The following is a 23,036-nucleotide window of genomic DNA, read 5'->3' on the forward strand; positions in this document are numbered from 1 at the left end:
AAGCGTCAGCCGATGACCGTGTCCGCCACCCACCAACCCGGCCGATGCTCTGCGATCGCCTGTCTTGCCGCCGTTGCGGCCTCGGCCGTCTGGAACAGACCGAACACGGTGGCGCCCGAGCCCGACATGCGGGCGAGGCGGCAGGCAGGCTGGTCACGCAGGGCGGCGAGCGCCTCGCCGATGGTTGGGCGGAGGGCAAGGGCTGGCGGCTCGAGGTCGTTGCGCCCCTGGCCGAGATTGTCGATCAATGCCATCGGGTCGCGCTCGCCCTCTATGGCTGCGGCCAGGGAAAGATCCGCAGAAGCGACCGAGCCTGCAGGGCGGGCAAGGGCACGGAAGACGTCCGCCGTCGGCGTGGCAACCCCCGGATTGACGAGGACGGCGGGCAGGAACGGCAGAGGGACTGGAGCGGACAGGGTTTCCCCCGCACCACGCATCCAGCGGCTCATACCTTCCAGGCAGACCAGCACGTCCGAGCCCGTGGCGCGGGCGGCGGCCAGGATATTCTGGTCGGTCAGCGGCAGGCCGTTGGTTCGAGCGATGAGACGCAGGGCCGCCGCGGCGTCGGACGAGCCGCCACCGATGCCGGCCGCTGCCGGCAGGCGCTTGTCGAGTCTGAAATGCCCGAGAGTGAGGCCATCACGCCTCTCGGCGAGGGCCCTGGCGGCCTTGAGCACGAGATTGTCGGTGGTGGTACCGGCCTCATTCGCGCGGGGACCAAAGACTTCCAGGGAAAGGCCGAGGCCTGGTTCGAGACTGAGCTCGTCAGCGATATCGGCAAAAGCGACCAGGCTGTCGAGCACATGAAAGCCGTCCGCGCGCCGCCCCAGAACGGCCAAGGTCAGATTGACCTTGGCGCGGGCTTTCTCGTTCAGCCGGACAGGCGAGGCTCCCGCCTCTCCGGCCGCCGGAACGTCAGCCACCATTGTTGTTGGACGGTGCGGCAGGCTTTACGGGCTCTGCCGGCTTAGGCGCGTCCGTCGGCTTGGGTGCGTCAGCAGGCTTAGGTGTATCGTCGGGCTTGGGAGCTTCCATCGGCTTGGGCGCGTCGGCCGGCTTGGGGGGGGCGGCCGGTTTCGTCTCGTCTGCGGGCTTAGGCGCATCCGCCGGTTTGGGCGCTTCTACGGGCTTGTCGGCACCGGTCGGCTTGCGGGGCTCGGCTGGCTTTTCGGGCTGCGAGGGTTGGGCGGCATCCGGTGCCTTCGGAGCATCAGCAGGTTTTGCCTCATCCGCAGGCTTGGGTGCATCAGGGGACTTGTCTGCGTCAGGGGACTTGGCCGCGTCACCGGCCTTGCCGGCATCGGCCGAGGCCGTGTCCCGCATGCCGTCCTTCATCTTCTGCTCGATCTTGGCCTTCTCGTCAGGTTCGGGCTTGGCGTCGAGGGCGTGGCGCCACTGGAAGGTCGCCTCCAGCTTGCGCCCGATCTTCCAATAGGCATCGCCGAGATGGTCGTTGATGGTGGGGTCGCTCGGCTTGAGGGAGACGGCGCGCTCCAGCTGTTCGACCGCCTCGTCATATTGGCCGAGCTTGTAATTGGCCCAGCCGAGACTGTCGACGATGTAGCCGTCATCGGGACGCTGATCGACCGCCTTCTTGATCATCTCCATGCCTTCCTGGAGATGGATACCCTGATCGATCCAGGAATAGCCGAGATAGTTCAGCACCGATGGCTGGTCGGGAAAGAGCTCGAGAGCCTTCTTGAAATCGGCCTCGGCCTTCGGCCACTGCTTGGTGCGCTCATAGGCGATGCCGCGATAGTAAAAGGTGGGCCAGTCATTGCGGGTGGGCTTGCCGATTGCGTCGACCGCCTGCGAGAACGCTACCGCAGCCTCTTCCCAGCGCTTGCGCTGATTGAAGATGCCGCCGAGCGAGATGATGGCGTCGAGATCCTGCGGATTGGCCGAGATGATCTTCCTGAGATGCGCAACGCCCTCATCCGTTTTGTCGAGCTCGTCCAGCGTGGTGGCAAGCTCGATCTCAGCGTTGCGCTTGAGCGGCGAGGAGGCAGGCACGGCCTTGAACAGGGTTTCGGCAGTCTGGGGCTGCTTGAGATCGCTGTAAAGCTCGGCGAGGCCGATCAGGGCAGTGGCGTTGTTGGGCTCCAGATAGAGCGCCAGACGGTAGAACACCACAGCATAGTCGGCGCCGCCTTGCTTGGCGATGCCGGCGGCGACCGAAACCAGAATATCGGCGGCGCCCTGCTGGGCTGATGTCACGGCCGGGCCGATGCGTTTGCCGGCCTTGATGTCGGTGGTCAGCGCCGTGACGATCGGCTGGCGCGGCACCTTGGCCGAATAGGCGTCCAGCACCTTGAGTGCGTCGTCCTTCTTGCCGGCACGCACCAGCGCGCGCGCATAGGCGTCGACGATGGAGACAGCATTGGCGTCGCGCTCATGGGCGTCCTTGAGCCGGGCGATCGCCTCATCCCGCATGCCCGCCATGTCGAGCATCATGCCGGTGGAGAAATTCTTGAAGGTGGAAAAGCCGTCATTGGACGAAATGTCGTCGCCGGCCACCACGCCTTTCTTAGTCTGGCCGGCACCCGCATAGGTCCAGGTCGAGATCAGGGGCGTCGCCAGCTGCAGGATAGGCTTGTCGAGCGTGAAGGCGAGTTCGTCGCGGGCCTTGGTGTAGTCCCGGCCCTTCAGCGCCCGGATACCGAGTACGAGATGGGCGATCGGGTTCTTTTTGTCGATCGCCACGACGCGCCGGGCGAAAGTGACGGCCTTGTCCATCTCGCCCGAGGTCAGCAGCGCAATGAAGGTACGATTGGTCAGCTCCTGGCGAGCCTGTTCGTCCTTGAACAGGCCGCTGCTCAGCGCCTTGGCATAGAAGGAGGCCGCGTTGTCGTCGTCACGCACATTGGCGGCCAGTCGCCCGGCCAACAGGCTGCCGGAGGCGGAGGTCGGCCGGAACGGGCGCTCGACCGCCTTGGCCGCCAATGCCGGCGCCATCAGGGTCGTCGAGAAGGCGATCGCCAGCAAAGCGGCGGAAAAAGACGTGCGGGAAGACAGGGGCACTGCTAAGAAAACTCCGAATCAGCCGGCCGCCTCGACACAGGCGACGCAGTCGCGAATTATTCGCCGCTACCATGGCTGCTTTGAGGCGAGGGAACAACCCGTCTGGGGCTCGAAAACCGCGATTTTGCATGTGGGCTCGACGAGCTTTCAGCCCTCGGCGCCAGGCATGACAACTCCAGATAGCGGCTTTGTGCAGGGGTATCGCCCGTCCCTCTTGGGTTGGTCCGGGATCGGCGCTTGACAAGCTCACCTTACGGGACGACGCCTTGGGCATGTCAGTTCCCGCCGCTTGTTCCTCGCCCGTGCCCCATGTCGCACGTGGTTCGGCCACCTACCGCAAGATCAGCCTCGCTTTGTTTCTCGCCGGTTTTGGCACGTTTTCGCTGATCTATTGCGTACAGCCGCTGTTGCCGCTGCTGGCCGAGGAATTCCATGTCGGTGCAGCCCAGAGTTCACTCGCCCTATCGCTGACCACCGGCGCTCTCGCCTTTGCCATCTTCGCTGCTGCGGCGGTGTCCGAGCGCTTCGGTCGACGCGAGTTGATGTTCGCATCCATCGGCCTCGCCAGCCTGCTCAATCTTGCCGTGGCGGTCACGTCGGGATGGCACGCCATCCTCGCCTTGCGCGCGGTCGAGGGGCTGGCCATTGGCGGGGTGCCGGCCATCGCCATCGCCTATCTGGCCGAGGAGATCGAGCCTGATGGCCTCGGCTTCGCCATGGGGCTCTACATCGCCGGCACTGCGCTCGGCGGCATGTCGGGCCGGGTACTGACCGGCATCCTCGCCGAATTCCTGACCTGGCGCTTCGCTCTGGCGATCGTCGGCATCGGCGGCCTCGTCCTGGCGCTCGGTTTCGTGCTGCTCCTGCCGCCCTCGCGGCATTTCACACCGCGCAAGGGCTTCGATCTTCGCTATCACCTCAGGGCATGGCTTTCGCATTTCGGCCGGGAAAGACCCGGCGCCGTGCTGGCGAAGCCCCTGCTGTTCGCCATCGCCTTTTGTGGTTTCGGCAGCTTCGTGACCGTCTACAATTACGCCGGGTTCCGGCTGATGGCACCGCCCTTCGATCTCAGCCCGACGCAGACCAGCCTGATCTTCACCGTCTATCTGTTCGGTACCATCTCTTCCTCGCTCGGCGGCATGGCGGCCGACCGGCTGGGGCGGGCACCGGTGCTGATCGCCAGCCTCGTGACCATGGCTGTTGGCATCGGCCTCACGCTCTCCTCGACCCTCACCGGCATCATTGCCGGCATCGCGGTGCTGACGGCGGGCCAGTTTGCCTGCCATGCGGTAGCGAGCGGCTGGGTCGGCCGGCTGGGCGGTGACAGCAAGGGCCATGCCGCCTCGCTCTACATGCTCGCCTATTATCTCGGCGCCAGCATCGTGGGCTCGACCGGTGGCTGGTTCTGGAGTGTAGGAGGATGGCCGGCCGTGGTCGGATTCACACTGCTCCTGATCGGGCTCGCCATCGGATGCGCGGTGCGGCTAGGGAGCAGCCGCCTGCGATGATGAAGGAGCCGGCAGTTCGCAAACGCGCCTGCCTCGATGCCGGATGCGAGGAGACAGCTTCAGGTGAACAAAGGTATCGACCTGCGTTTGGTTGACGGTCATGTTCGGCGCGATACAGACAAGGGGGAGGCGAGCGACTATGTCGTCGTCGTGCCGCTAATGCGTTTTGCGATTTGACCGAGTCACCTGGAATCGCAAAGACGCTCTAGCCGATCCGTTGGATTGGCTTGGAAACAAAGAGTTAGAGTAAAAGTGCGGTTCGGAGAAATCGCACTTTTACTCTAGTAGAATCGAGACGGGCGCCGGGGAGCGGGATCATGAACGCATTTCGCCTGATGATCTTGGTTGCTGCTATGCCCCTATGGTTGGCCGCGCCGGCGTTCGCAGCTCCCAAAGGCGGCTGCGCCTCGGATGATCCGGCTGTTGCCATTCCTGCCTGCACCACCGCCATCAATCGCATCGCGGTGACGCCCGGCAGCCAGGCTACCGCCTATCTGCAGCGTGGGCGCGCTTATTACCGGCAGAAGCAATATGGTCTGGCGATCAACGATCTCGGCGCCTCGATCCGGCATAACGGCAAGAGCTACCTCGCTTATGTCTTTCGTGGCTTGAGCTATGCCGAGCTCGGCGACCATAATTCGGCGATCGACGATTACGACAAGGCCATCGCCATCAAGCCGGGATCGGCGGAAGTCTATTTCTACCGCGCCAATTCCCGCTCGGAGCAGGACGATGTCGAAAACGCCGTCGCCGATTATTCGCGCGCAGTCGATCTCGATCCGGGCATGGGGCCTGCTTTTGCCAATCGTGGCAATCTGCAGCAGCGGCTCGGCCGCCACGACAAGGCCGTCGCCGACTATACCAAGGCGATCGCGCTGAAGCAGGGTGTCTCGCTGATCTACAACAATCGCGGCAATTCCTACGTCAATCTCAAGCGCTACGACCTCGCCATGGCCGATTTCGACAAGGCGATCGCGGCTGATGGCGGCAATTTCAATGCCTATAACAACCGGGCGAACCTGCATTACGCCAAAGGGAAGATCGACGAAGCCATTGCCGATGTCAGCAAGGCGATCGCCCTGAATTCGGGCATGGCGGAATTCCATTCGGGCCGTTGCGCGCTCTATCTGGCGAAGGGAGCGCTGCGGGAGGCACTGACGGATTGCGATACGGCCATCGCGGCACGGCGCGACTATGCCGAGGCCTACCTCAATCGCGGGCTGGCGCATTGGCGCCTCGAGGAGAGAGAAGCTGGCCTGTCCGACATGGAGATGGCCTTCTCGATCAATCCGAACCTGCCCAATGTCCAGCGCTATGTGACGCTCTTTCGTGCCTCGAAGGCGGTGCAGCAGGCCGGGGCCAGCAAGAAGAATGAGCCTGTACCCACGCAGAAGGCTGCTGCGGAAGGCTCGCGGCGGGTCGCGCTCGTCATCGGCAATTCGCGCTATGCGGGGGTGTCGCAACTGCCCAATCCCAGGCGAGACGCCGATCTCATCGCCGGGGCTCTGCGGACAGCCGGCGTGCAGGACGTCACGGTCGCCTACGATCTCGGGCGCGCCGGCATGGTCGACGCCCTCCGGTCCTTTTCCGCCAAGGCCGACGCGGCCGACTGGGCCATCCTCTATTATGCCGGCCATGGTATGGAGCTGACGGGGCAGAACTATCTCATACCCGTCGATGCCCGCCTGCAGTCCGATCGCGATGTCCCCGACGAGACCGTCAGCCTCCTGCGTGTGCTGTCGGCGTTGAGCGGCGCGCGGCGCCTGAAGCTGGTGGTGCTGGATGCCTGCCGCAACAATCCCTTCGCCGCACAGATGACGATGACCACGCCCACCCGTTCGGTCGGGCGCGGTCTCTCACGGGTCGAGCCCTCGGGGGCGACGCTGGTGGTCTATTCGGCCAAGGAGGGCACGGTGGCCGAGGATGGCGATAGCCAGCACAGCGCTTTCGCGGAGGCCTTTGCCAGACGGCTGGTGGAGCCGGGGCTGGAGATCAACAAGGTGTTTCGCTTCGTGACCAGTGATGTGATGTCGCGAACCGACAACCGGCAGGAACCCTTCGTCTACGGCTCGCTGCCTCCCGAGGATTTCGTCTTTACGAGCACGCGGAGCCAGCCGTCGTCGGCATCATCCTCGCCCTGATCGCTCTCGCTGCCCGCTGTTGGGTGCGGCGTGCGCAGGTGGTCCGGGTTCAGGCTGCCTGATCGGGCCTCGCATATGCGGCAGGCAGGGGCTCGCTGCCGATGAACACCCGCTCGACCTCCAGCTCCGCGCTCAGAACCACGATGTCCGCGCACTTGCCTGGCGCGAGGCTGCCGACTTGGCCGGCGATGCCCGCAAGCTCGGCCGGCGTCAGCGAGGCCATGCGGATGACAGCGGGGAGGTCCTTGCCAACGGCGTGCGCCATGGTCTTCACCATGCGGTCCATGCCATGCATCGAGCTTGCCAGGCTGCCGTCCTCGCCTCGGACGGAATGGCCGTCGCTCCAGACCCAGCTGCCATCCTCGCTAGAGCCGAAGCGATATTTGCCCGGCGGCATGTCCATGGCGCGGTTGGCATCGGTGACGAGGCAGCAGCGCAGCGGCCCGATCAGGCGGAAGGCGAAGCGTAGCAAGTCGTCGGAGAGGTGGATGCCGTCGGCGATCACCTCGGTGCTCATCCCCTCATTGGCGAGGACATATTGCTCCATGCCCGCCTGCATCGGCGTGCCGAAACGCTTGCGCAGGGAGGCGACCGAGCTCATGGCGCACCAGAAATGGTCGACATGGCGCATGCCATGCGCGAAGGCCGCCTCGAGTTCATCCCAGCAGGCGTTGGAATGGCCGCAGGTGATGAAGCAGCCCCGTTCGCGGGCATGGTCGAAGAAATCGAGGGCGCCGGGCAGTTCCGAGGCGCAGGTGGCGATCTTGATGACCTCCCGGCCGAGGAAATATTCATATTCCTCCCGCACTGGATCACGCCGGCCCTCGGGCGCGTGGATGCCGACCTTGTCTTCCGCAAAATAGGGACCGTAGAAATGGATGCCGGCGATGCGGGCGCCATCCGAAGGTGTCCAGGTGGCTTGCACGTTTTCGCACGCTTTCACCATCGCATCGAGCTGGGCGAAGGACCCCGTCGTGGTGGTCGGGAAGATCGAGGTGGTGCCGTGCCTGGCATGGGCGATATTCGTTCGCCGCACGGCTTCCACCGTGCCGTCCATATAGTCGGCGCCGGCGCCGCCATGCACGTGAATGTCGACGAAACCCGGCGACAGGTAGCGGCCGCTGAAATCCAGACATTCCTTGCCTTCATGCTTGGAAGCAGGCGGCTCGATCGCTTCTATCCGGCCGTCTACGCAGTGGATCACGGCGTCTTCGAGAATGGCATCTTCGAGGATAACGTTCCCTTTCAGGAGAAGCTCTTTCATGCTGGATCCGGCGATAGCTGTTGTGATAGAAATGCATGTATCTAGCGATATCGTCACAAACGTGCAATTGAGGAATCGCCTTGCCCATCGAATCAACGCCTGACGAGAGGCGCGCCTTCGTCCTGTCGAAGCTGGAGGCCAAGGGCAGGCTGTCGACGCAGGAGGTCTCGGCGCATTTCGAGGTTTCCGAGGACACCATCCGGCGCGACTTCCGGGACATGGCGGCGGAAGGCCTGATCAAGCGTGTCCACGGTGCTGCCCTGCCGGTCTCGCCGGGAGGATTGCCCTTCCAGGGGCGCTACAAGATCGCGGCCGCCTTGAAGACGCGCCTGGCCAGGGCGGCGGCGCAGCTCGTGCTGCCGGATCAGGTGGTTGTCATCGACGGCGGTACCACCAATCTCGAAGTGGCGAGGCAATTGCCGCGCGATCTCAGGGCCACCATCGTCACCAACAGTCCGCTGGTGGCGACATCAACCACCGAGCATCCGCATCTTGAGGTCATCCTGCTCGGCGGCGTCTTCGACAAGCGCAGCCAGATGGTCCTGGGCGCGCGCGTGCTCGATCAGCTTCACGCCATCAATGCCGATCTGTGCTTCATCGGCGTGCACGGCATTCATGAGGAGTTCGGGCTGACCACCGCCGGCTATGACGAGGCCGCGATCAAGGCCGCCATGATGAAGGCGGCTGCCGAGATCGTCGCAGTGGCGACCCCGGATAAAATCGGCACCGCGGCGGCACACCATTTCGCTGCGCTATCGTCGATCGACACGCTCGTCACCGAAGATACGCCCCGCACCCGCGATCTGCTGGAGAAGGCCGCCATCAAGGCCATCTACGCTTGAGGCGTTGCTCTAAAGCGTTTTGCGATTCGACGGAGTCACCAAGAACCGCAAAGACGCGTCGAAACAATGAGTTAGAGCGAAAAAGCGTTCAGTCATGAACGCGCTTTGCTCTTGGGGGCGGGTCTTCGGACCCGCCTGCGCTGCCGCTTCATAGGAAGCCGGGCATGAAGACCCGCCCCCCATTTTCGCTCCGCTATGCGGCCCGCTTTTTCGACTGTCGGGAGGCAGCGGCGGCCGCGCCCAAGGCGCCGATACCGGCGCCGATCAGAGCGCAATTGAGCAGTATGCCGATAAGATCGCTGCGATTGGCGGTCGCGATCGCCTGAGCAGCCTGTTCGGCGCCGGCCCCCCCGGCCCTCGCATCCATCATGGCGACCATGCCCGGCTCGCCGCATTTGGGCAGGAGCGTGTATTTGGCTTCGTCGCTGTCGCCATAGATCTTCTCGATGGCCTGCTCGCAGCGCAGCCGGTCGGCCGGGGAAACCCCAACCGTGCCGAACTGCAGATAGAGGCCGACACCCAGGAGAACGACCCCGAGGCCGGCATAAAGGAAGGTTTTCATAAAGACAGCTCCGAGATCCGTTTACATGTTCGGATAGTTCGGGCCGCCGCCGCCTTCCGGCGTCACCCAGTTGATGTTCTGGGCGGGATCCTTGATGTCGCAGGTCTTGCAGTGCACGCAGTTCTGCGCGTTGATCACGAAACGCGGATCCTTCTTGGCTGCCTCGTCGCCATAGACAACCTCGTAGACGCCGGCCGGGCAATAGAGCCGGGCCGGTTCGCCATAGAGGGGCAGGTTCTTTTCGATCGGAACCTTGGGATCCTTCAATGTGAGATGAACAGGCTGGTCTTCCTCGTGATTGGTCGAGGACAGGAAGACAGAGGAAAGCTTGTCGAAGGACAGCTTGCCATCGGGCTTGGGATAGTTGATCGGCTTGCTTTCGGCGATCGGCTTCAGCGTGGCGTAGTCGGGCTTGCCATGCTTGAGCGTGCCGAACAGGGAGAAGCCGAGCTTTTCGTTGAGGTGCATGTCGATGCCGCCGAGCACTACGCCAGCGATGGTGCCGAGCTTGGACCACAGCGGCTTGACGTTGCGCACCTTGTAGAGGTCGCGGCCGATCTCGCTGGAACGCCAGGCCGCCTCATAGGAGGCAGGCTCGTCATGCGAGCGGCCCTCGGCCAGCGCCTTGGAAATATGCTCGGCCGCCTGCATGCCCGACAGCACGGCATTGTGGCTGCCCTTGATGCGCGGCACGTTGACGAAGCCGGCCGCGCAGCCGATCAGGGCGCCGCCGGGGAAGGAGAGCTTGGGCACCGACTGGTAGCCGCCCTCAGTGATGGCGCGTGCGCCATAGGCGATGCGCTTGCCGCCCTCGAAGGTCGGTGCGATCAGCGGATGGTGCTTGAAGCGCTGGAACTCGTCGAAGGGCGAGAGATAGGGGTTGGTGTAGTTGAGGTGGATGACGAAACCCACCACCACCTGGTTGTTCTCCAGATGGTAGAGGAAGGAGCCGCCGCCCGTCTTCGAATCCAGTGGCCAGCCAAAGGAATGCTGCACCCGGCCGGGGACATGCTTGGCCGGATCGATCTGCCAGAGTTCCTTGATGCCGATGCCGTATTTCTGGGGTTCGCGGCCGTCGGCCAGATTGAACTTGGCGATCAGCGTCTTGGTCAGGCTACCGCGGGCGCCCTCGGCGAAGAGGGTGTATTTGCCGTGCAGTTCCATGCCGCGGGTGAAGCCGGATTTGGGCTGGCCGTCGCGGCCGATGCCCATGTCGCCGGTGGCGACGCCCATCACCGCACCCTTGTCGTCATAGAGCACTTCGGCGGCGGCAAAGCCCGGGTAGATCTCTACACCCAGCGCTTCGGCCTGAACAGCCAGCCAGCGGCAGACATTGCCGAGCGAGCCGACGAAATTGCCATGGTTCGACATCAGCTTGGGCATGCCGAAATTGGGCAGGCGCAGGGCGCCGGACGGGCCGAGATAGTAGAACTGGTCCTCGGTGACCTCCGTCACCAGCGGGCGGTCCTCCGCCTCGCGCCATTCGGGCAGCAGCTTGTCGAGACCGATGGGATCGATCACCGCGCCGGAGAGGATATGGGCGCCGACCTCCGAGCCCTTCTCCACCACCACCACGCTGGTCTCGGGGTTGAGCTGCTTGAAATGGATCGCGGCCGCCAGGCCGGCAGGTCCGGCGCCGACCACGACGACATCATATTCCATCGCCTCGCGGGGGCCGAGATCGGCACTGTCGGTCATCGAGAAGTCTCCGGTGGTTTTGAAATAGCTTGGAGTGCCCGTGCTTTTTTCACGTTTTTGGAATCGGTGCAAACAAAGCTGCCAGGGTTTCCTGAATTAAGTAACCAATTGGTGCGTTAATGTCACGTTCGCCGGCGCCGCCGGTTCCATCCGCATGCAGCAGGGTTCAGGGTCACGGTATCTTCTCCCGTCGCAGGGTTCGACATGACATCAGCATTGCCGGTAGACCGGCAGGCAGGAAGACACGAAAAGACTATATCGACCGCGGCGATGCCCTTGATCCGTCACTGATTGTCATATTCTCCCGCAAACAGGCGATTGAGGCGTGCGCCGTTCTCGGGTGGGGGCTCCTGCAGGTTCTATACTGACGCGCATGATGCCTGTCCCTTGGGTTACCCTTTCCCATTGCCACGCGTGCTAGGTAGAGTAGGCTGTCTGCGGCTTGCGATCCGTCGGTATGGAGCATACGGGCATGGGCATTCTAGACTTCATCTCCAAGCAATTTATCGATGTCATCCAATGGACGGCCGAGGAAGCGGGGCTGTTGGCCTACCGCTTCCCGATGTCCGGCATGGAAATCCAGAACGGCGCCCAGCTCGTGGTGCGCGAGACGCAGAAGGCGGCCTTCTTCAACGAAGGCAAGATCGCCGATATTTTCGGCCCCGGCACCTATACGCTCACCACGCAGACCCTGCCGGTGCTGACCTATCTGAAGAACTGGGACAAGTTCTTCGAATCGCCCTTCAAGTCGGACGTCTATTTCTTCGACACCAAAGATCAGATCGACCGCAAATGGGGCACCACCCAGCCCCTCACCATCCGCGACAAGGAATACGGCCCGATCCGCATCCGCGCCTTCGGCAATTATTCCTATGCCATCGGCGATGTCGGCGCGTTCTGGTCGCGCCTGGTCGGTACGGCCGAGCGCTGCACCTCCGAGATGATCGAGGGCCAGCTTCGCGGCGCCGTGCTCACCGCCATCGCCTCGACGCTCGGCCAGAGCAATGTCGCCTTCATCGACATGGCCGCCAATCAGGAGGCCTTCTCGCAGAAGCTGGCGGAAGCCATCCGCCCGGCGCTCCGGGACTATGGCATCGACGTCAAGAGCTTCTACGTCCAGAGCCTGTCGCTGCCGGAGGAACTCCAGCGTATCCTCGACAAGGCGAGTTCGATGAACATGCTGGGCGACCTCAATCGCTACGCCCAGTTCCAGACGGCCGAATCCATCCCGCTGGCGGCCGAGAATCCGGGTGGCCTCGCAGGGGCTGGGGCAGGGCTCGGCGCCGGCATGGCGATAGGCCAGGCCATGGCGCAGGGCTTTGCCAATGCGGCGCCGGCGCCGGCCCCGTCAGCGCCCGCACAGCCGGCCGCGCCTGCGCAGCCGGCGGAGGATCCGATCCAGCTCCTGGAAAAGCTCGGCGGGCTGCTGGCCAAGGGCATCCTGACCCAGCAGGAATTCGACGCCAAGAAGGCCGAACTGCTGTCACGGATCAAATAGGCCGGACTTCGCCCCGCTCGCCGGGAAACTCTGCTTGAGAACCGTTTGCCGATAAACGAATTGAAGAGCCTGTCATCCCCGGCTGAGCTACTCACGAGCGTAGCGAGGGAGAGCGAAGGGAAGGGGATCCAGGGGCCATGAATCACACCTATCGGCCCTTGGATCCCCTTCCCTCGGCCTATGGCCTCGCCGGGGATGACGAAGCCCTAATTTCGGAACGGTCATCTTGGCCGAACAGGCCGGTCAATCCCGTGATCCATACGAGGCCCAATGCGTAAATTCGCCTGCCCTTCCTGCGGAGCGGATGTCGTGTTCCGGTCGGCGCAGTCGGTCTATGCCGTCTGTGCCTATTGCCAGTCCATGGTGGTGCGAACCGATGTCGACGTGACGTCGCTCGGCGTGATGGCGGCGCTGCCCGACGACATGAGCCCCCTTCAGCTCGGCACCGGCGGTGTCTTCGACGGGCAGTCTTTCACCATTATCGGGCGCCTGAAGATCGGCTGGAGCGACGGGCTGTGGAATGAATGGCACATGCTGATGGATGACGGCCGGGAAGGCTGGATCGGCGAGGCGCAAGGCTTCTTCTCGGTGAGCTTGGCGGCGGAGGAGACCTCCTGGGGCGGCGTGCGCGAGGCGCTGGATCGCTGCCGGCCGCTGCTGACGGCGAGCGAGAATGGCGCTGCCGACATAAGGCCGGGCTTTTCGGTGTCGGTGAATGGCGTTCAGCTCAGGGCCGTCGACATCAAGCTGGCGACCTGCCTGGGCTCGGAAGGCGAATTGCCTTTCGCAGCCCCCAAGGGCCGGCGCACCGTGTCGATCGATTGTGTCGGTGCCGATGGCGAATTCGCCACGCTCGAACATGATGGCGAGGAGGCCAGTGCCTATTTGGGTCGCTATCTCGAATGGGATGCCTTGCGCTTCTCCAATCTCAGGCCGCTGGAGGGCTGGTGATGGAGGAGCCTCTCGCACCGCCACCATCGGCACCATCCGTGCCTGCGCCGCGGCCTCCCGGTCGGCCGCGAACCTTTGCCTGCCCCAATTGCGGCGGGTCGGTGACGCTGCGCGCCGTCGGCCAGTCGATCAGCGCCACCTGCAGCCAGTGCTCCTCGCTGATCGACGTCGCCGACGAGAATCTGCGCATCATCCAGAAGGCCGAGGCCGCGCTCGAACCCTCGGAGATTCCGATCGGCACCCGCGGGCGGTTGCAGGACGTCGAATGGGAGGTCGTCGGCTATATGCGCCGGAGCGACCGGACGGGATATTACGAGTGGATCGAATATCTGCTCTTCAATCCCTATCGGGGCTATCGCTTCCTGGTTCGGGAAGCCGGCCATTGGACCGTGGTGAAGATGCTCACCCGCGACGTGCCGGCGGCCGGCAGCACCATCGACCTCACGGTCGAGGGGCGCCGCTACGCCTTCTTCAGCAAGGGGCAGGCGCGCACCAAATATGTCGCCGGCGAGTTCTATTGGCGGGCTTCCACGGCGGATGTCACCGAGACGGCTGATTATATCGCGTCGCCTCATCGGCTGATGGTGGAGAGCAACGACGAGGAAATCATCGTCTCCGAAGGCATCTATCTCGAACCCAGTCAGGTGGCCGAAGCCTTCAAGCTGCCGCTTGCGGACGAACGCCATGGACCCGGCGTCAACCAGCCCAATCCGCACCGGCGCTGGCTGAGGGTACCGCTCGCCGCGCTCGGCGTGGCGACGCTGCTGCAGTTCGGCTCGCTCGCCCTCTCGCCCGGGCGCCAGGTCGCCTCGCAGACCTTCACCCTGACCTCCGCCGACAAGGGCAAGACCTTCGCTTCCGAGCCGTTCCGCCTCGACGGCCGTGGCAATGTCGAGTTCGAGACCAGCGCCGAACTGAAGGATGACTGGCTGGAGCTCGACGTCGCTCTGGTCAATGTCGAGACCAATCGCAGCTATCGCGCCACCCAGGGGTTGGAGAATTACAGCAGCGGGCGGGTCACCGAGCGCACCAGCGAATTGCTGGCGCCGGTGCCGGCGGGCACCTACAAATTGCTGATCGATGCCAATGCCGGCCTGTTCAGCAAGGTGGCGGAGACCACGCCCATGGTCGCGCGGGAGGATTATTTGCAGACCTGGCTGCGCAACAATGGCCAGGCCGGCAGTACACCTGCCTCGCAGCCCGCCATCGCCCCCGCACCGCCCAAGCCCCTGCCTTCGGAGACGTTCACCGTGACGGTCCGCCACGACGTGCCGATCTGGTCGAACTATCTCGGTGCCGTCGGCCTCCTGGCCGTTGGTGCCGGCTTCGGTTTCTTCCGGGACAGGCGTTTCGAACAGAACCGCTGGGAACAGGGTGGCATCGATGAGGAAGCGCCCTCGGTTTCCGGCAGCCTGGCGGCGGGAGGCTTCATCGCCGGCGGCGCCAGCAGCGACTCCGATTCCGGAACCGGCAATTGGTGGTCGTCGAGCGACGACGATGACGACGATAGTTCCTCGTCCAGCGATGATTCCAGCAGCAGTTCCGAAAGCGAGGACACGTGAGCAGGATGCAGATGATCTACGCCGCTGCGGTCGTGTTCGGCATGACCCTCGGCAATTTCGGCGGCTATTCGCTGGCCACTATGTGGCACGGCAAACAGACGACCAGCCGCGGCATCAGGAGCAGCGACGATGGCGGCTCCTCCGGCTGGTTCGGCGGCGGTAGAAGCTCTGGCGGCGGCTATTCATATCATAAATAGGGGGCTTTCATGGATGTCTCGGGCCTGATCGAACTGAAATATGTGGTTGCCTCGCTGGTCTATTCCGGCATCGGCCTCGTCGTCTTCGTCATCGCCTTCTGGCTGCTCGACCTGCTGACCCCGAAGGTGCAGGTCTGGAAGGAATTGTGCGAGAAACGGAACACGGCGCTGGCGATCTTCCTGGGCGCCGTGGCGCTCGGCATCGCCATCATCATCGCCTCGGCCATCCATGGCTGATGGCCCTAATGCTCCAGGGACCGCAGGCGTCTCGCCTGCACTTGGAAGCGCAGAGGCAGGCCGATAGAAAGAGCAGGCGAGACTCCTGTGGTCCCAGGAAGAAGCAGTCTCGAAGCAGATTGGGGTAAGGCGCGTTCGTGGAAATCCTGCTGCTCTTCTCGGCCTTCGTGATCGCAACCTGCGGGCTGATCTACGAACTGATCGCCGGCACTCTGGCGAGCTATCTGCTCGGCGATTCCGTCACGCAGTTCTCCACCATCATCGGTACCTATCTCTTCGCCATGGGTGTCGGCTCCTGGCTCTCACGCTATATCGAGCGCGACCTGCTCGGCCATTTCGTCCGTATCGAGCTGCTGGTCGGGGCTGTTGGAGGCAGTTCGGCTGCGGCCCTCTTCATCTTGTTCGACCATGTCGCCTCTTTCCGCCTCTGGCTCTATTCCCTGGTCGGGGTGATCGGCATCCTGGTCGGCATCGAGATTCCGCTGCTGCTGCGCATCCTCGAAGGGCGGCTCGCCTTCAAGGACCTGGTCTCCAAGGTCTTCACCTTCGACTATATCGGTGCGCTCTTCGCCTCCCTGCTGTTTCCGCTGGTGCTGGTGCCCTATCTCGGCCTGATCCGCTCGGCCTTCCTGTTCGGCATCCTCAACACCCTGGTGGCGATCTGGGTGCTCTATGCCATCAAGGCGCCGATACTCCGCCGCGGCGCACACAAGATGGCCGCCTTTGTCGTTCTGATCGCACTCGGCGCCGGCTTCGTCTGGTCCGAACGCATCCAGTCGGTAGCGGAGGCGAGTGCCTATCCGGGCACGGTTGTTTACGCCGAATCCACGCCCTATCAGCGCATCGTGGTCACGCGCCAGCAGCGCGACGTCCGCCTCTTCCTCAATTCGAACCTGCAATTCTCCTCACTCGATGAATATCGCTACCACGAGGCGCTGGTGCATCCGGTGATGAGCGCGCTCAAGGCACCGCGCAGGGTGCTGATCATCGGCGGCGGCGACGGGCTGGCGCTGCGGGAGGTCCTGAAATATCCGGCGGTCGAGGCGGTCACCATGGTCGATCTCGATCCGGCCGTGACTCGGCTGTTCTCACACAACGAGATGATGACGGGCCTCAATGGGGGTTCGCTGTCCTCGCCCAAGCTAACCCTCATCAACGCCGACGCCTTCCTCTGGCTGCGCGAGCAGAAACCGGCCGAGATGCGCTTCGACGCGGTGATCATCGATCTGCCCGACCCATCCAATTTCTCGATCGGCAAGCTCTATTCGCTCACCTTCTACCGCCTCTTGAAATCGGCGCTGAACCAAGATGGCCTGGTGGTGATCCAGAGCACCTCGCCTTTGGTCGCGCGCAAATCCTTCTGGTGTGTCAACAACACGCTGGCGGCGGCCGGCTATCAGACCGCGGCCTATCACCTCTTCGTGCCCTCTTTCGGGGAGTGGGGCTTCATAATCGGCTCCTTCTCGCCCTATCGTCAGCCGGACCGCCTGCCCGAGGGGCTGCGCTTCCTCGACCTCACGACCATGCAGGCGATGTTTCAGTTCCCGCCCGACATGGCCCATGTCGCCACCGCCATCCAGCGCCTCGATGACCAGCCGCTGGTGCGCTATTTCGACGAGGAGTGGGGCAATTACCTCATTTATTAGACATTCGGCTTCGAGCTTACCGCTTTCAGGGCGACCTTCACCGTGACCCGGATCAGCCGCAAGCAATTCCTCGCTTTGGGGGCTGCCTCGCTCGGACTAGCCGGTGCCGGGCTGGTCGGAGGAGACTTGCTGGCGGGCAAGGGGCTGCCGGGAGGCGGCGAGGGCGGCGCTGTTCCCGGTGAATTGGTCGGCGCCTCCTCTCGCATCGGCCACAGGCTGCGGAGCAGTGGCTTCTCCAGCCCGGGGGAGATCCTGAAAACCGGCATCCTTATCGTGGGCGGGGGGATCGCAGGTCTCGGCGCGGGCTACCGCCTGGCCAAGGCCGGCTATGACGATTTCCTGCTGCTCGATCTCGAGGCTTCACCCGGCGGCAATGCCGCCGGCGGCCGCAACGAGGTCTGTGCCTTCCCCTGGGGTGCCCATTACGTGCCGCTGCTCACCGAGGAGGCGAGGGCTGTCAGGGCGTTGTTCCGGGATTTCGGCATCATCACCGGCTACGACGCCAAGGGCACGGCCATCTATGACGACTATGCCCTCTGCGCGGATCCCTCCGAGCGGCTCTATCGCTATGGGCGCTGGCAGGAAGGCCTGATGCCCGCTATCGGTCTCAACGCCGACGAAGAGGCCGACGGCAAGCGCTTCTTTGCCGCGATGAAGGCGTTTCGCCAGCGTATCGGCAGTGACGGTCGGCGCGCCTTCGCCATCCCGCTCGATCTGAGCTCGCAGGATGCCGATTTGATGGCGCTCGACGGCATCACCATGACGGCCTGGATGGAGCGGGAGGGGTATCGCTCGCCGTCCCTGGCCTGGTATGTCGATTATTGCTGCCGCGACGACTACGGCACGCGCTCGCGCGACGTGTCGGCCTGGGCCGGCATTCATTATTTCGCTGCCCGCAATGGCCGCGGCGCCGATGCCGAGGACCAGGGCCTGGTCACCTGGCCGGAGGGCAATGGCTATCTCGCGCGCCGCCTCGCCGAAGCGCTCGGTCCCCGCATACGGACGCGCTCTCTGGCCTACGCCGTCGAGACCGGAGAGGGCGGCGTCGCCGTCGACGTCTGGGACGCGGCTCAAGACAAGGTCTTCCGCATCGAGGCGAAGGCCGCCATCCTGGCGACGCCGCATTTCGTCACAGCGCGGCTGCTGCGCGACCAGAACCTTGCCGCCGGCTTCTCCTATGCGCCCTGGGCGGTCGCCAACATTACGCTGAGCCGCCTGCCCGGCGGCACCGGCGCCAATCTGAGCTGGGACAATGTCGTATTCGACAGCCCCCTGCTCGGCTATGTCGTCGCCACCCATCAGATCACGCAGATGCGCCCGACCAAGACGGTGCTGACCTATTACTGGCCGATCAGCCATCTGCCGCCCGAGGACGCCCGCCGCGAGGCTCTTGCCCGTCCCCTGGCGGAATGGCAGGCGGTCTTCCTGAAGGAACTCCTTGCCGTGCATCCCGAGCTCGAAGGCCATGTCGAGCGGGCCGATGTCTGGATCTGGGGACACGCCATGATCCGGCCGGTGCCGGGCTTCATCTGGGGTGGACAGCGGCGGGCGGGACTGCAGCAGCGGCCGCCGGTCTTCACCGCCCATTCCGACATGAGCGGCGTTTCCATCTTCGAGGAAGCCTATACGCATGGCGTGCGTGCGGCCGAGAACGCCATGGCCTCTCTTGCCCATCCCTTCGAAACGGTGCTGTGATGGCGCGGGCAGAGCAGGGAAAGCCATTGGCAGTGCAGGCACAAACCTCGGGAGCCGAGCCAGACTCGATGGCGGATGGAGCCGCCGTCCAGGCCCGGGCCTTTGCCCCCGGCCTGCATCTGCTCATCGATTTCTGGGACTGCCAGGGCCTCACCGACGCCATGGGCATCGAGCACGCTTTGTGCAAAGCTGCGGCCGCCTGTGGGGCCACGGTGCTCGGCGTCAAGCTGCATGGCTTCGGCGACACCGGCGGCATCACCGGCGTCGCCTTGCTCGCCGAGTCCCATATCAGCATCCACACCTGGCCTGAGACCGGCTATGCCGCCCTCGACATCTTCATGTGCGGGCGCTGCGATCCCCGCCAGGCCCTGCCGGTGCTGGAGGCTCATTTCGCGCCAGGGCGGGTGAAGGTAAGCGAGCATCGGCGGGGATAGGGCAATTGCCCTGCAGGCATCAGCCCTCCTCGGTGCCCATATCGGCATCGGTGAGGTAGATCGTCTCGATCGTTCCCGATGGATGCACGCAATACCAGCTATAGGGGTTCAGTTCCTCGTCTGTGATGATTGAGCGGCAATCCGCGGCCTTCGAAAAATAGAGGGCGAAGCGCCGCTCCTCCTCGATCGAGTCAGCGCCGGGCTGCCAGATTTCCATCAGGAAAGGATAGGTTTCGCTCAGGGGCCGCACGATGACATGGACGTCGAGCGGCGTGTCGCTACCCGCATCCCAGCTCTCGATCATCTCGTCCTTGGAGCCGAAATAGGCGATCGTCCGGTCCGGCTCGAAATAGTGCCGGACAGCGCCTTTGATCGTCTCGGTATCGAGATGACGGTCAATGAAGAGCTGGAAGAAGCCCATGCCTTGCCCGATGATGTGAAAATCCCGCCGGACTTGTGACCGGCGGGAATGATGATCCTATTCCGCTGCGTCCTTGATCGGCTCCGGCGGCGTCCAGCGCAGCACGGGCTGGCGGGCGGCCCTGGTTTCGTCCAGGCGCCGGCGCGGTGCGTGATAGGGGGCGCCGGAGAAGCGCTCCGTCTCGCCGCGCCTGGCGGCCAAAGCAAGGTCGCGCAGCGTGGCGATGAAGAGGTCGAGCGAGGCCTTGGATTCGCTCTCCGTCGGCTCGATCAGCATGGCGCCGTGCACCACCAGGGGGAAATACATCGTCATCGGATGATAGCCCTCGTCGATCATCGCCTTGGCGAAATCGAGCGTGGTCACGCCGGTGTCCTTGAGCCAGGTGTCGTCGAACAACGCTTCGTGCATGCAGGGCTGGTCGCCGAAGGGGGCGGACATCAAATCCTGCAGACTGGCGCGGATATAGTTGGCGGACAGCACCGCGTCCTCCGAGGCCTGCCGCATGCCGTCGGTGCCATGCGAGAGCATATAGGTCAGCGCCCGCGTGAACATGCCCATCTGGCCGTGGAAGGCGGTGAGGCGGCCGAAGGGCGTCTCGCCATTCATCACCTCTTCGGCCCGCTCGACCAGCACGCGGGCATTGACGACATAGGGGAAGGGCGCGAAGGGCGCGAGCTTGTCGGAAAGCACCACCGGCCCCGCGCCCGGCCCACCGCCGCCATGGGGCGTCGAGAAGGTCTTGTGCAGGTTGATATGCATGGCATCGACGCCGAGATCGCCGGGGCGGACCTTGCCGACGATGGCGTTGAAATTGGCGCCGTCGCAGTAGAAATAGGCGCCCGCCTCGTGCACCACATCGGCGATGGCACGGATATCACGCTCGAACAGGCCGCACGTGTTGGGGTTGGTCAGCATGATCGCGGCGACGTGCGGCCCCAGCGCCTTCTTGATTTCGGCCGGATCGACGGTGCCGTCCTCGCGCACGGGGATGGATTCCACCGAAAAGCCGATCAAAGCGGCAGTGGCCGGATTGGTGCCATGGGCCGAGTCGGGCACCAGCACGACCTTGCGCGTATCGCCTTCGCCCCTGGCCGCGATGGCCGCCTTGATCGCCATCATGCCGCAAAGCTCGCCATGTGCCCCGGCCTTCGGGCTCATCGCTACGGCCGGCATGCCGGTGAGGGTCTTCAGATAATGGGCGAGATGGTCGATCACCGCCAGCGCGCCGGGCACCGTCGAGATCGGCTGCAGCGGATGGATATCGGCAAAGCCTGGCAGTCGCGCCACCTTCTCGTTGAGGCGCGGGTTGTGCTTCATGGTGCAGGAGCCGAGCGGGAAAAGCCCGGTATCGATGCCGAAATTCTTCTGGCTCAGGCGCACGAAATGGCGCATCGCCTCCGGCTCGGAGAAGCCGGGCAGGCCGATCGGATCCTTGCGCTCGAAGGCGCCGAGCCTCGGCTCGAAATCCTCGACCTCCTCGACGTCGACGCCGGTCACGTCGGTGCGGCCAGTCTCGAACAGCAAAGCTTCCTCGATGATGAGGGCGCGATTGCCGGTGAAGGTGGGATGGGAAGCCTCGGCGCCTTCGCCGGGGGAGGATGGACGTCCCTGACGGTTCAACATCAGACCAGTTCCTTCAGGGCGCTCACGAGGGCGGTGCGGTCCTCGTCGGTATTCACTTCGGTGGAAGCGATGATCAACAGATCCTTCAGCTCGGCATTGGGCGACAGCCGCGAATAGGGCACGCCTCCCAGAATGCCCCTGGCGGCCAGCTTTTCTAAGAGCGAGGCGGCGCTGCCGGGCACGCGGATGGTGAATTCGTTGAAGAAGCTCTTCTGGATGATCTCGATACCCTTCACCTTGGCCAGCATGTCGGCCAGCTTCACTGCATTGGCGTGGTTGACGCGGGCGAGCTTGCGCAGGCCCTTCTCGCCGAGCAGCGCCATGTGGATGGTGAAGGCGAGCACGCACAGGCCGGAATTGGTGCAGATGTTGGAGGTCGCCTTGTCGCGGCGGATATGCTGCTCGCGGGTGGACAGGGTCAGCACGAAACCGCGCCGGCCCTCGGCGTCCACCGTCTGGCCGCACAGGCGGCCCGGCATCTGGCGTACATATTTGTGCCTGGTCGCGAACAGGCCGATATAGGGCCCACCATAATTGAGGGCATTGCCGATCGACTGGCCTTCGCCGACCACGATGTCGGCGCCCATTTCGCCCGGCGATTTGACGAGGCCGAGCGAAACCGCTTCGGTGAACACCGCGATCAAGAGGGCGCCGGCCTTGTGCGCCGCCTCGGCGATCGGAGTAAGGTCGCGCAGATTGCCGAAGACGTCCGGGTTCTGCACCACCACGCAGGAGGTTTCCCCGTCGATCTCAGCGATCAGATCCTCGCTGCCGTCGACGTCGGCAGGCATGGCCACTTCGTGATGGCCGGCCATTTTCGAGATGGTGTGCACCACATCGGTGTAGTGCGGATGCAGGCCGCCGGAGAGGATCGCCTTGGAGCGGCGCGTGACGCGATGGGCCATCAGCACGGCCTCGGCCGTGCCGGTCGAGCCGTCATACATCGAGGCATTGGCGACTTCCATGCCGGTCAGCAACGCGACCTGGGTCTGGAACTCGTAGAGATATTGCAGCGTGCCCTGGGCGATCTCGGGCTGATAGGGCGTGTAGGAGGTGAGGAATTCCGAACGCTGGATCAGATGGTCGACGGTTGCCGGCACGTGGTGCTTGTAGGCGCCGGCCCCGACGAAGAAGGGCACCGAGGACGCCGTCACATTGCGCGAGGCGAAGGCGGTCATGATCTTCTCGACCGCCATTTCGCTCTTGGTATTGGGCAGAACGGGGGGCGCCTTCAGAAGCTTGTCGGCGGGGACGTTGGCGAAGAGATCGTCGATGCCGTTGACGCCGATCTTCGCCAGCATGGCGCTGCGATCATCGGCGGTCAGGGGTAGATAGCGCATGGATCAGGCTCCGATATGGGCCTTGTAGGCCGCATCGTCCATGAGGGCATCGAGCTCGGCCGGATTGGAGAGCTTTATCTTGATGAACCAGCCCTTGCCGAGCGGGTCCTCGTTCACCGTGGAGGGAGAGTCGGGCAGGCCTTCGTTCGCCTCGATCACTGTGCCGGATACCGGGGCATAGACTTCGCTGGCGGCCTTCACCGATTCGACCACCGCGGCTTCGTCGCCCTGCTTGAGCACTTTGCCGGTGGCCGGAAGCTCGACGAACACCACGTCGCCGAGCTGCGACTGGGCGTAGTCGGTGATGCCGATCGTGGCGACGTCGCCCTCGACGGACACATATTCGTGGTCGCTGGTGAACTTGATCGTGGCCATGGTTTTCCTCAATCTCTGGAT

20 protein-coding genes are annotated in these 23,036 nt (G+C 63.9%); 11 read left to right on the forward strand and 9 right to left on the reverse strand.

Going from position 1 to position 23,036, the window contains the following annotated elements:
• Positions 1–5 precede the first annotated feature (5 nt).
• Both ACZYTC_RS02210 and ACZYTC_RS02215 read right to left on the reverse strand, forming a co-directional pair.
• Complete coding sequence (locus ACZYTC_RS02210) at positions 6–926, reverse strand: 4-(cytidine 5'-diphospho)-2-C-methyl-D-erythritol kinase (protein ID WP_488988807.1); 921 nt, start codon at positions 924–926, stop codon at positions 6–8.
• Complete coding sequence (locus tag ACZYTC_RS02215) at positions 916–3,021, reverse strand: tetratricopeptide repeat protein (RefSeq protein WP_488988808.1); 2,106 nt, start codon at positions 3,019–3,021, stop codon at positions 916–918. The genes ACZYTC_RS02210 and ACZYTC_RS02215 overlap by 11 nt, the downstream gene beginning before the upstream one ends.
• 272 nt (positions 3,022–3,293) lie before the next feature.
• Between ACZYTC_RS02215 and ACZYTC_RS02220 the strand changes: the two genes are divergently transcribed.
• Both ACZYTC_RS02220 and ACZYTC_RS02225 read left to right on the forward strand, forming a co-directional pair.
• A complete protein-coding gene (locus tag ACZYTC_RS02220) occupies positions 3,294–4,529 on the forward strand; it encodes an MFS transporter (RefSeq protein WP_434957702.1) in 1,236 nt (411 codons plus the stop codon).
• A 317-nt stretch (positions 4,530–4,846) separates the two neighbouring features.
• Positions 4,847–6,670, forward strand: coding sequence for a tetratricopeptide repeat protein (locus ACZYTC_RS02225; protein WP_488988809.1), 1,824 nt, complete (start codon positions 4,847–4,849; stop codon positions 6,668–6,670).
• Positions 6,671–6,719: 49 nt separating this feature from the next.
• On the opposite strand, the gene ACZYTC_RS02230 is transcribed toward ACZYTC_RS02225, so the two are convergent.
• Complete coding sequence (locus ACZYTC_RS02230) at positions 6,720–7,934, reverse strand: N-acetylglucosamine-6-phosphate deacetylase (protein WP_488988810.1); 1,215 nt, start codon at positions 7,932–7,934, stop codon at positions 6,720–6,722.
• Between the two features lie 80 nt (positions 7,935–8,014).
• Here ACZYTC_RS02230 and ACZYTC_RS02235 point away from each other — a divergent pair, with 80 nt between their 5' ends.
• The gene (locus tag ACZYTC_RS02235; protein WP_441770389.1) at positions 8,015–8,776 is read left to right on the forward strand and encodes a DeoR/GlpR family DNA-binding transcription regulator; all 762 of its coding nucleotides are present in this window, start codon (positions 8,015–8,017) and stop codon (positions 8,774–8,776) included.
• 193 nt (positions 8,777–8,969) lie between these two features.
• Here ACZYTC_RS02235 and ACZYTC_RS02240 read toward each other — a convergent pair whose 3' ends face one another.
• Positions 8,970–9,338 (reverse strand): hypothetical protein, encoded by a 369-nt coding sequence (locus tag ACZYTC_RS02240; protein ID WP_454815328.1) that lies wholly within the window; start codon positions 9,336–9,338, stop codon positions 8,970–8,972.
• A gap of 21 nt (positions 9,339–9,359) precedes the next feature.
• On the reverse strand, positions 9,360–11,036 hold the full coding sequence (locus ACZYTC_RS02245; RefSeq protein ID WP_434957697.1) for an electron transfer flavoprotein-ubiquinone oxidoreductase: 1,677 nt from the start codon (positions 11,034–11,036) through the stop codon (positions 9,360–9,362).
• Positions 11,037–11,508: 472 nt separating this feature from the next.
• On the opposite strand from ACZYTC_RS02245, the gene ACZYTC_RS02250 reads away from it, so the two are divergent.
• From ACZYTC_RS02250 to speD, 8 genes are all read left to right on the forward strand, one after another.
• Complete coding sequence (locus tag ACZYTC_RS02250) at positions 11,509–12,534, forward strand: SPFH domain-containing protein (RefSeq protein ID WP_488988811.1); 1,026 nt, start codon at positions 11,509–11,511, stop codon at positions 12,532–12,534.
• A 270-nt stretch (positions 12,535–12,804) separates the two neighbouring features.
• Positions 12,805–13,485 carry a DUF4178 domain-containing protein gene (locus ACZYTC_RS02255; protein WP_488988812.1) on the forward strand — a complete coding sequence of 227 codons (681 nt, stop codon included), beginning with the start codon at positions 12,805–12,807 and terminating at the stop codon, positions 13,483–13,485.
• On the forward strand, positions 13,485–15,047 hold the full coding sequence (locus tag ACZYTC_RS02260; protein ID WP_488988813.1) for a DUF4178 domain-containing protein: 1,563 nt from the start codon (positions 13,485–13,487) through the stop codon (positions 15,045–15,047). The genes ACZYTC_RS02255 and ACZYTC_RS02260 overlap by 1 nt, the downstream gene beginning before the upstream one ends.
• Positions 15,044–15,244: a hypothetical protein gene (locus tag ACZYTC_RS02265; protein WP_454815322.1), complete on the forward strand. Its 201-nt coding sequence runs from the start codon at positions 15,044–15,046 to the stop codon at positions 15,242–15,244. Before ACZYTC_RS02260 ends, ACZYTC_RS02265 begins: the two co-directional genes overlap by 4 nt.
• A gap of 9 nt (positions 15,245–15,253) precedes the next feature.
• The gene (locus ACZYTC_RS02270) at positions 15,254–15,481 is read left to right on the forward strand and encodes a DUF350 domain-containing protein (protein ID WP_434957692.1); all 228 of its coding nucleotides are present in this window, start codon (positions 15,254–15,256) and stop codon (positions 15,479–15,481) included.
• Between the two features lie 137 nt (positions 15,482–15,618).
• Positions 15,619–17,127, forward strand: a complete 1,509-nt coding sequence (locus ACZYTC_RS02275; protein WP_488988814.1) for a polyamine aminopropyltransferase — start codon at positions 15,619–15,621, stop codon at positions 17,125–17,127.
• Between the two features lie 42 nt (positions 17,128–17,169).
• Entirely contained in the window at positions 17,170–18,822 is a 1,653-nt protein-coding gene (locus ACZYTC_RS02280; protein ID WP_488988815.1) for an FAD-dependent oxidoreductase, read from the forward strand.
• A gap of 68 nt (positions 18,823–18,890) precedes the next feature.
• On the forward strand, positions 18,891–19,256 hold the full coding sequence (gene speD / locus ACZYTC_RS02285) for an adenosylmethionine decarboxylase (protein WP_434957689.1): 366 nt from the start codon (positions 18,891–18,893) through the stop codon (positions 19,254–19,256).
• Between the two features lie 19 nt (positions 19,257–19,275).
• On the opposite strand, the gene ACZYTC_RS02290 is transcribed toward speD, so the two are convergent.
• From ACZYTC_RS02290 to gcvH, 4 genes are read right to left on the reverse strand one after another with little or no spacing between them, the layout of a single operon-like run.
• The gene (locus tag ACZYTC_RS02290; RefSeq protein ID WP_441770397.1) at positions 19,276–19,677 is read right to left on the reverse strand and encodes a hypothetical protein; all 402 of its coding nucleotides are present in this window, start codon (positions 19,675–19,677) and stop codon (positions 19,276–19,278) included.
• Between the two features lie 57 nt (positions 19,678–19,734).
• Positions 19,735–21,300, reverse strand: coding sequence for an aminomethyl-transferring glycine dehydrogenase subunit GcvPB (gcvPB, locus tag ACZYTC_RS02295; protein ID WP_488988816.1), 1,566 nt, complete (start codon positions 21,298–21,300; stop codon positions 19,735–19,737).
• Positions 21,300–22,640, reverse strand: a complete 1,341-nt coding sequence (gene gcvPA / locus ACZYTC_RS02300) for an aminomethyl-transferring glycine dehydrogenase subunit GcvPA (RefSeq protein ID WP_488988817.1) — start codon at positions 22,638–22,640, stop codon at positions 21,300–21,302. Before gcvPA ends, gcvPB begins: the two co-directional genes overlap by 1 nt.
• Positions 22,641–22,643: 3 nt before the next feature.
• Complete coding sequence (gene gcvH, locus ACZYTC_RS02305) at positions 22,644–23,015, reverse strand: glycine cleavage system protein GcvH (RefSeq protein ID WP_322430885.1); 372 nt, start codon at positions 23,013–23,015, stop codon at positions 22,644–22,646.
• Positions 23,016–23,036: the final 21 nt, after the last annotated feature.

Source organism: Labrys sp. F242 (assembly GCF_057813875.1).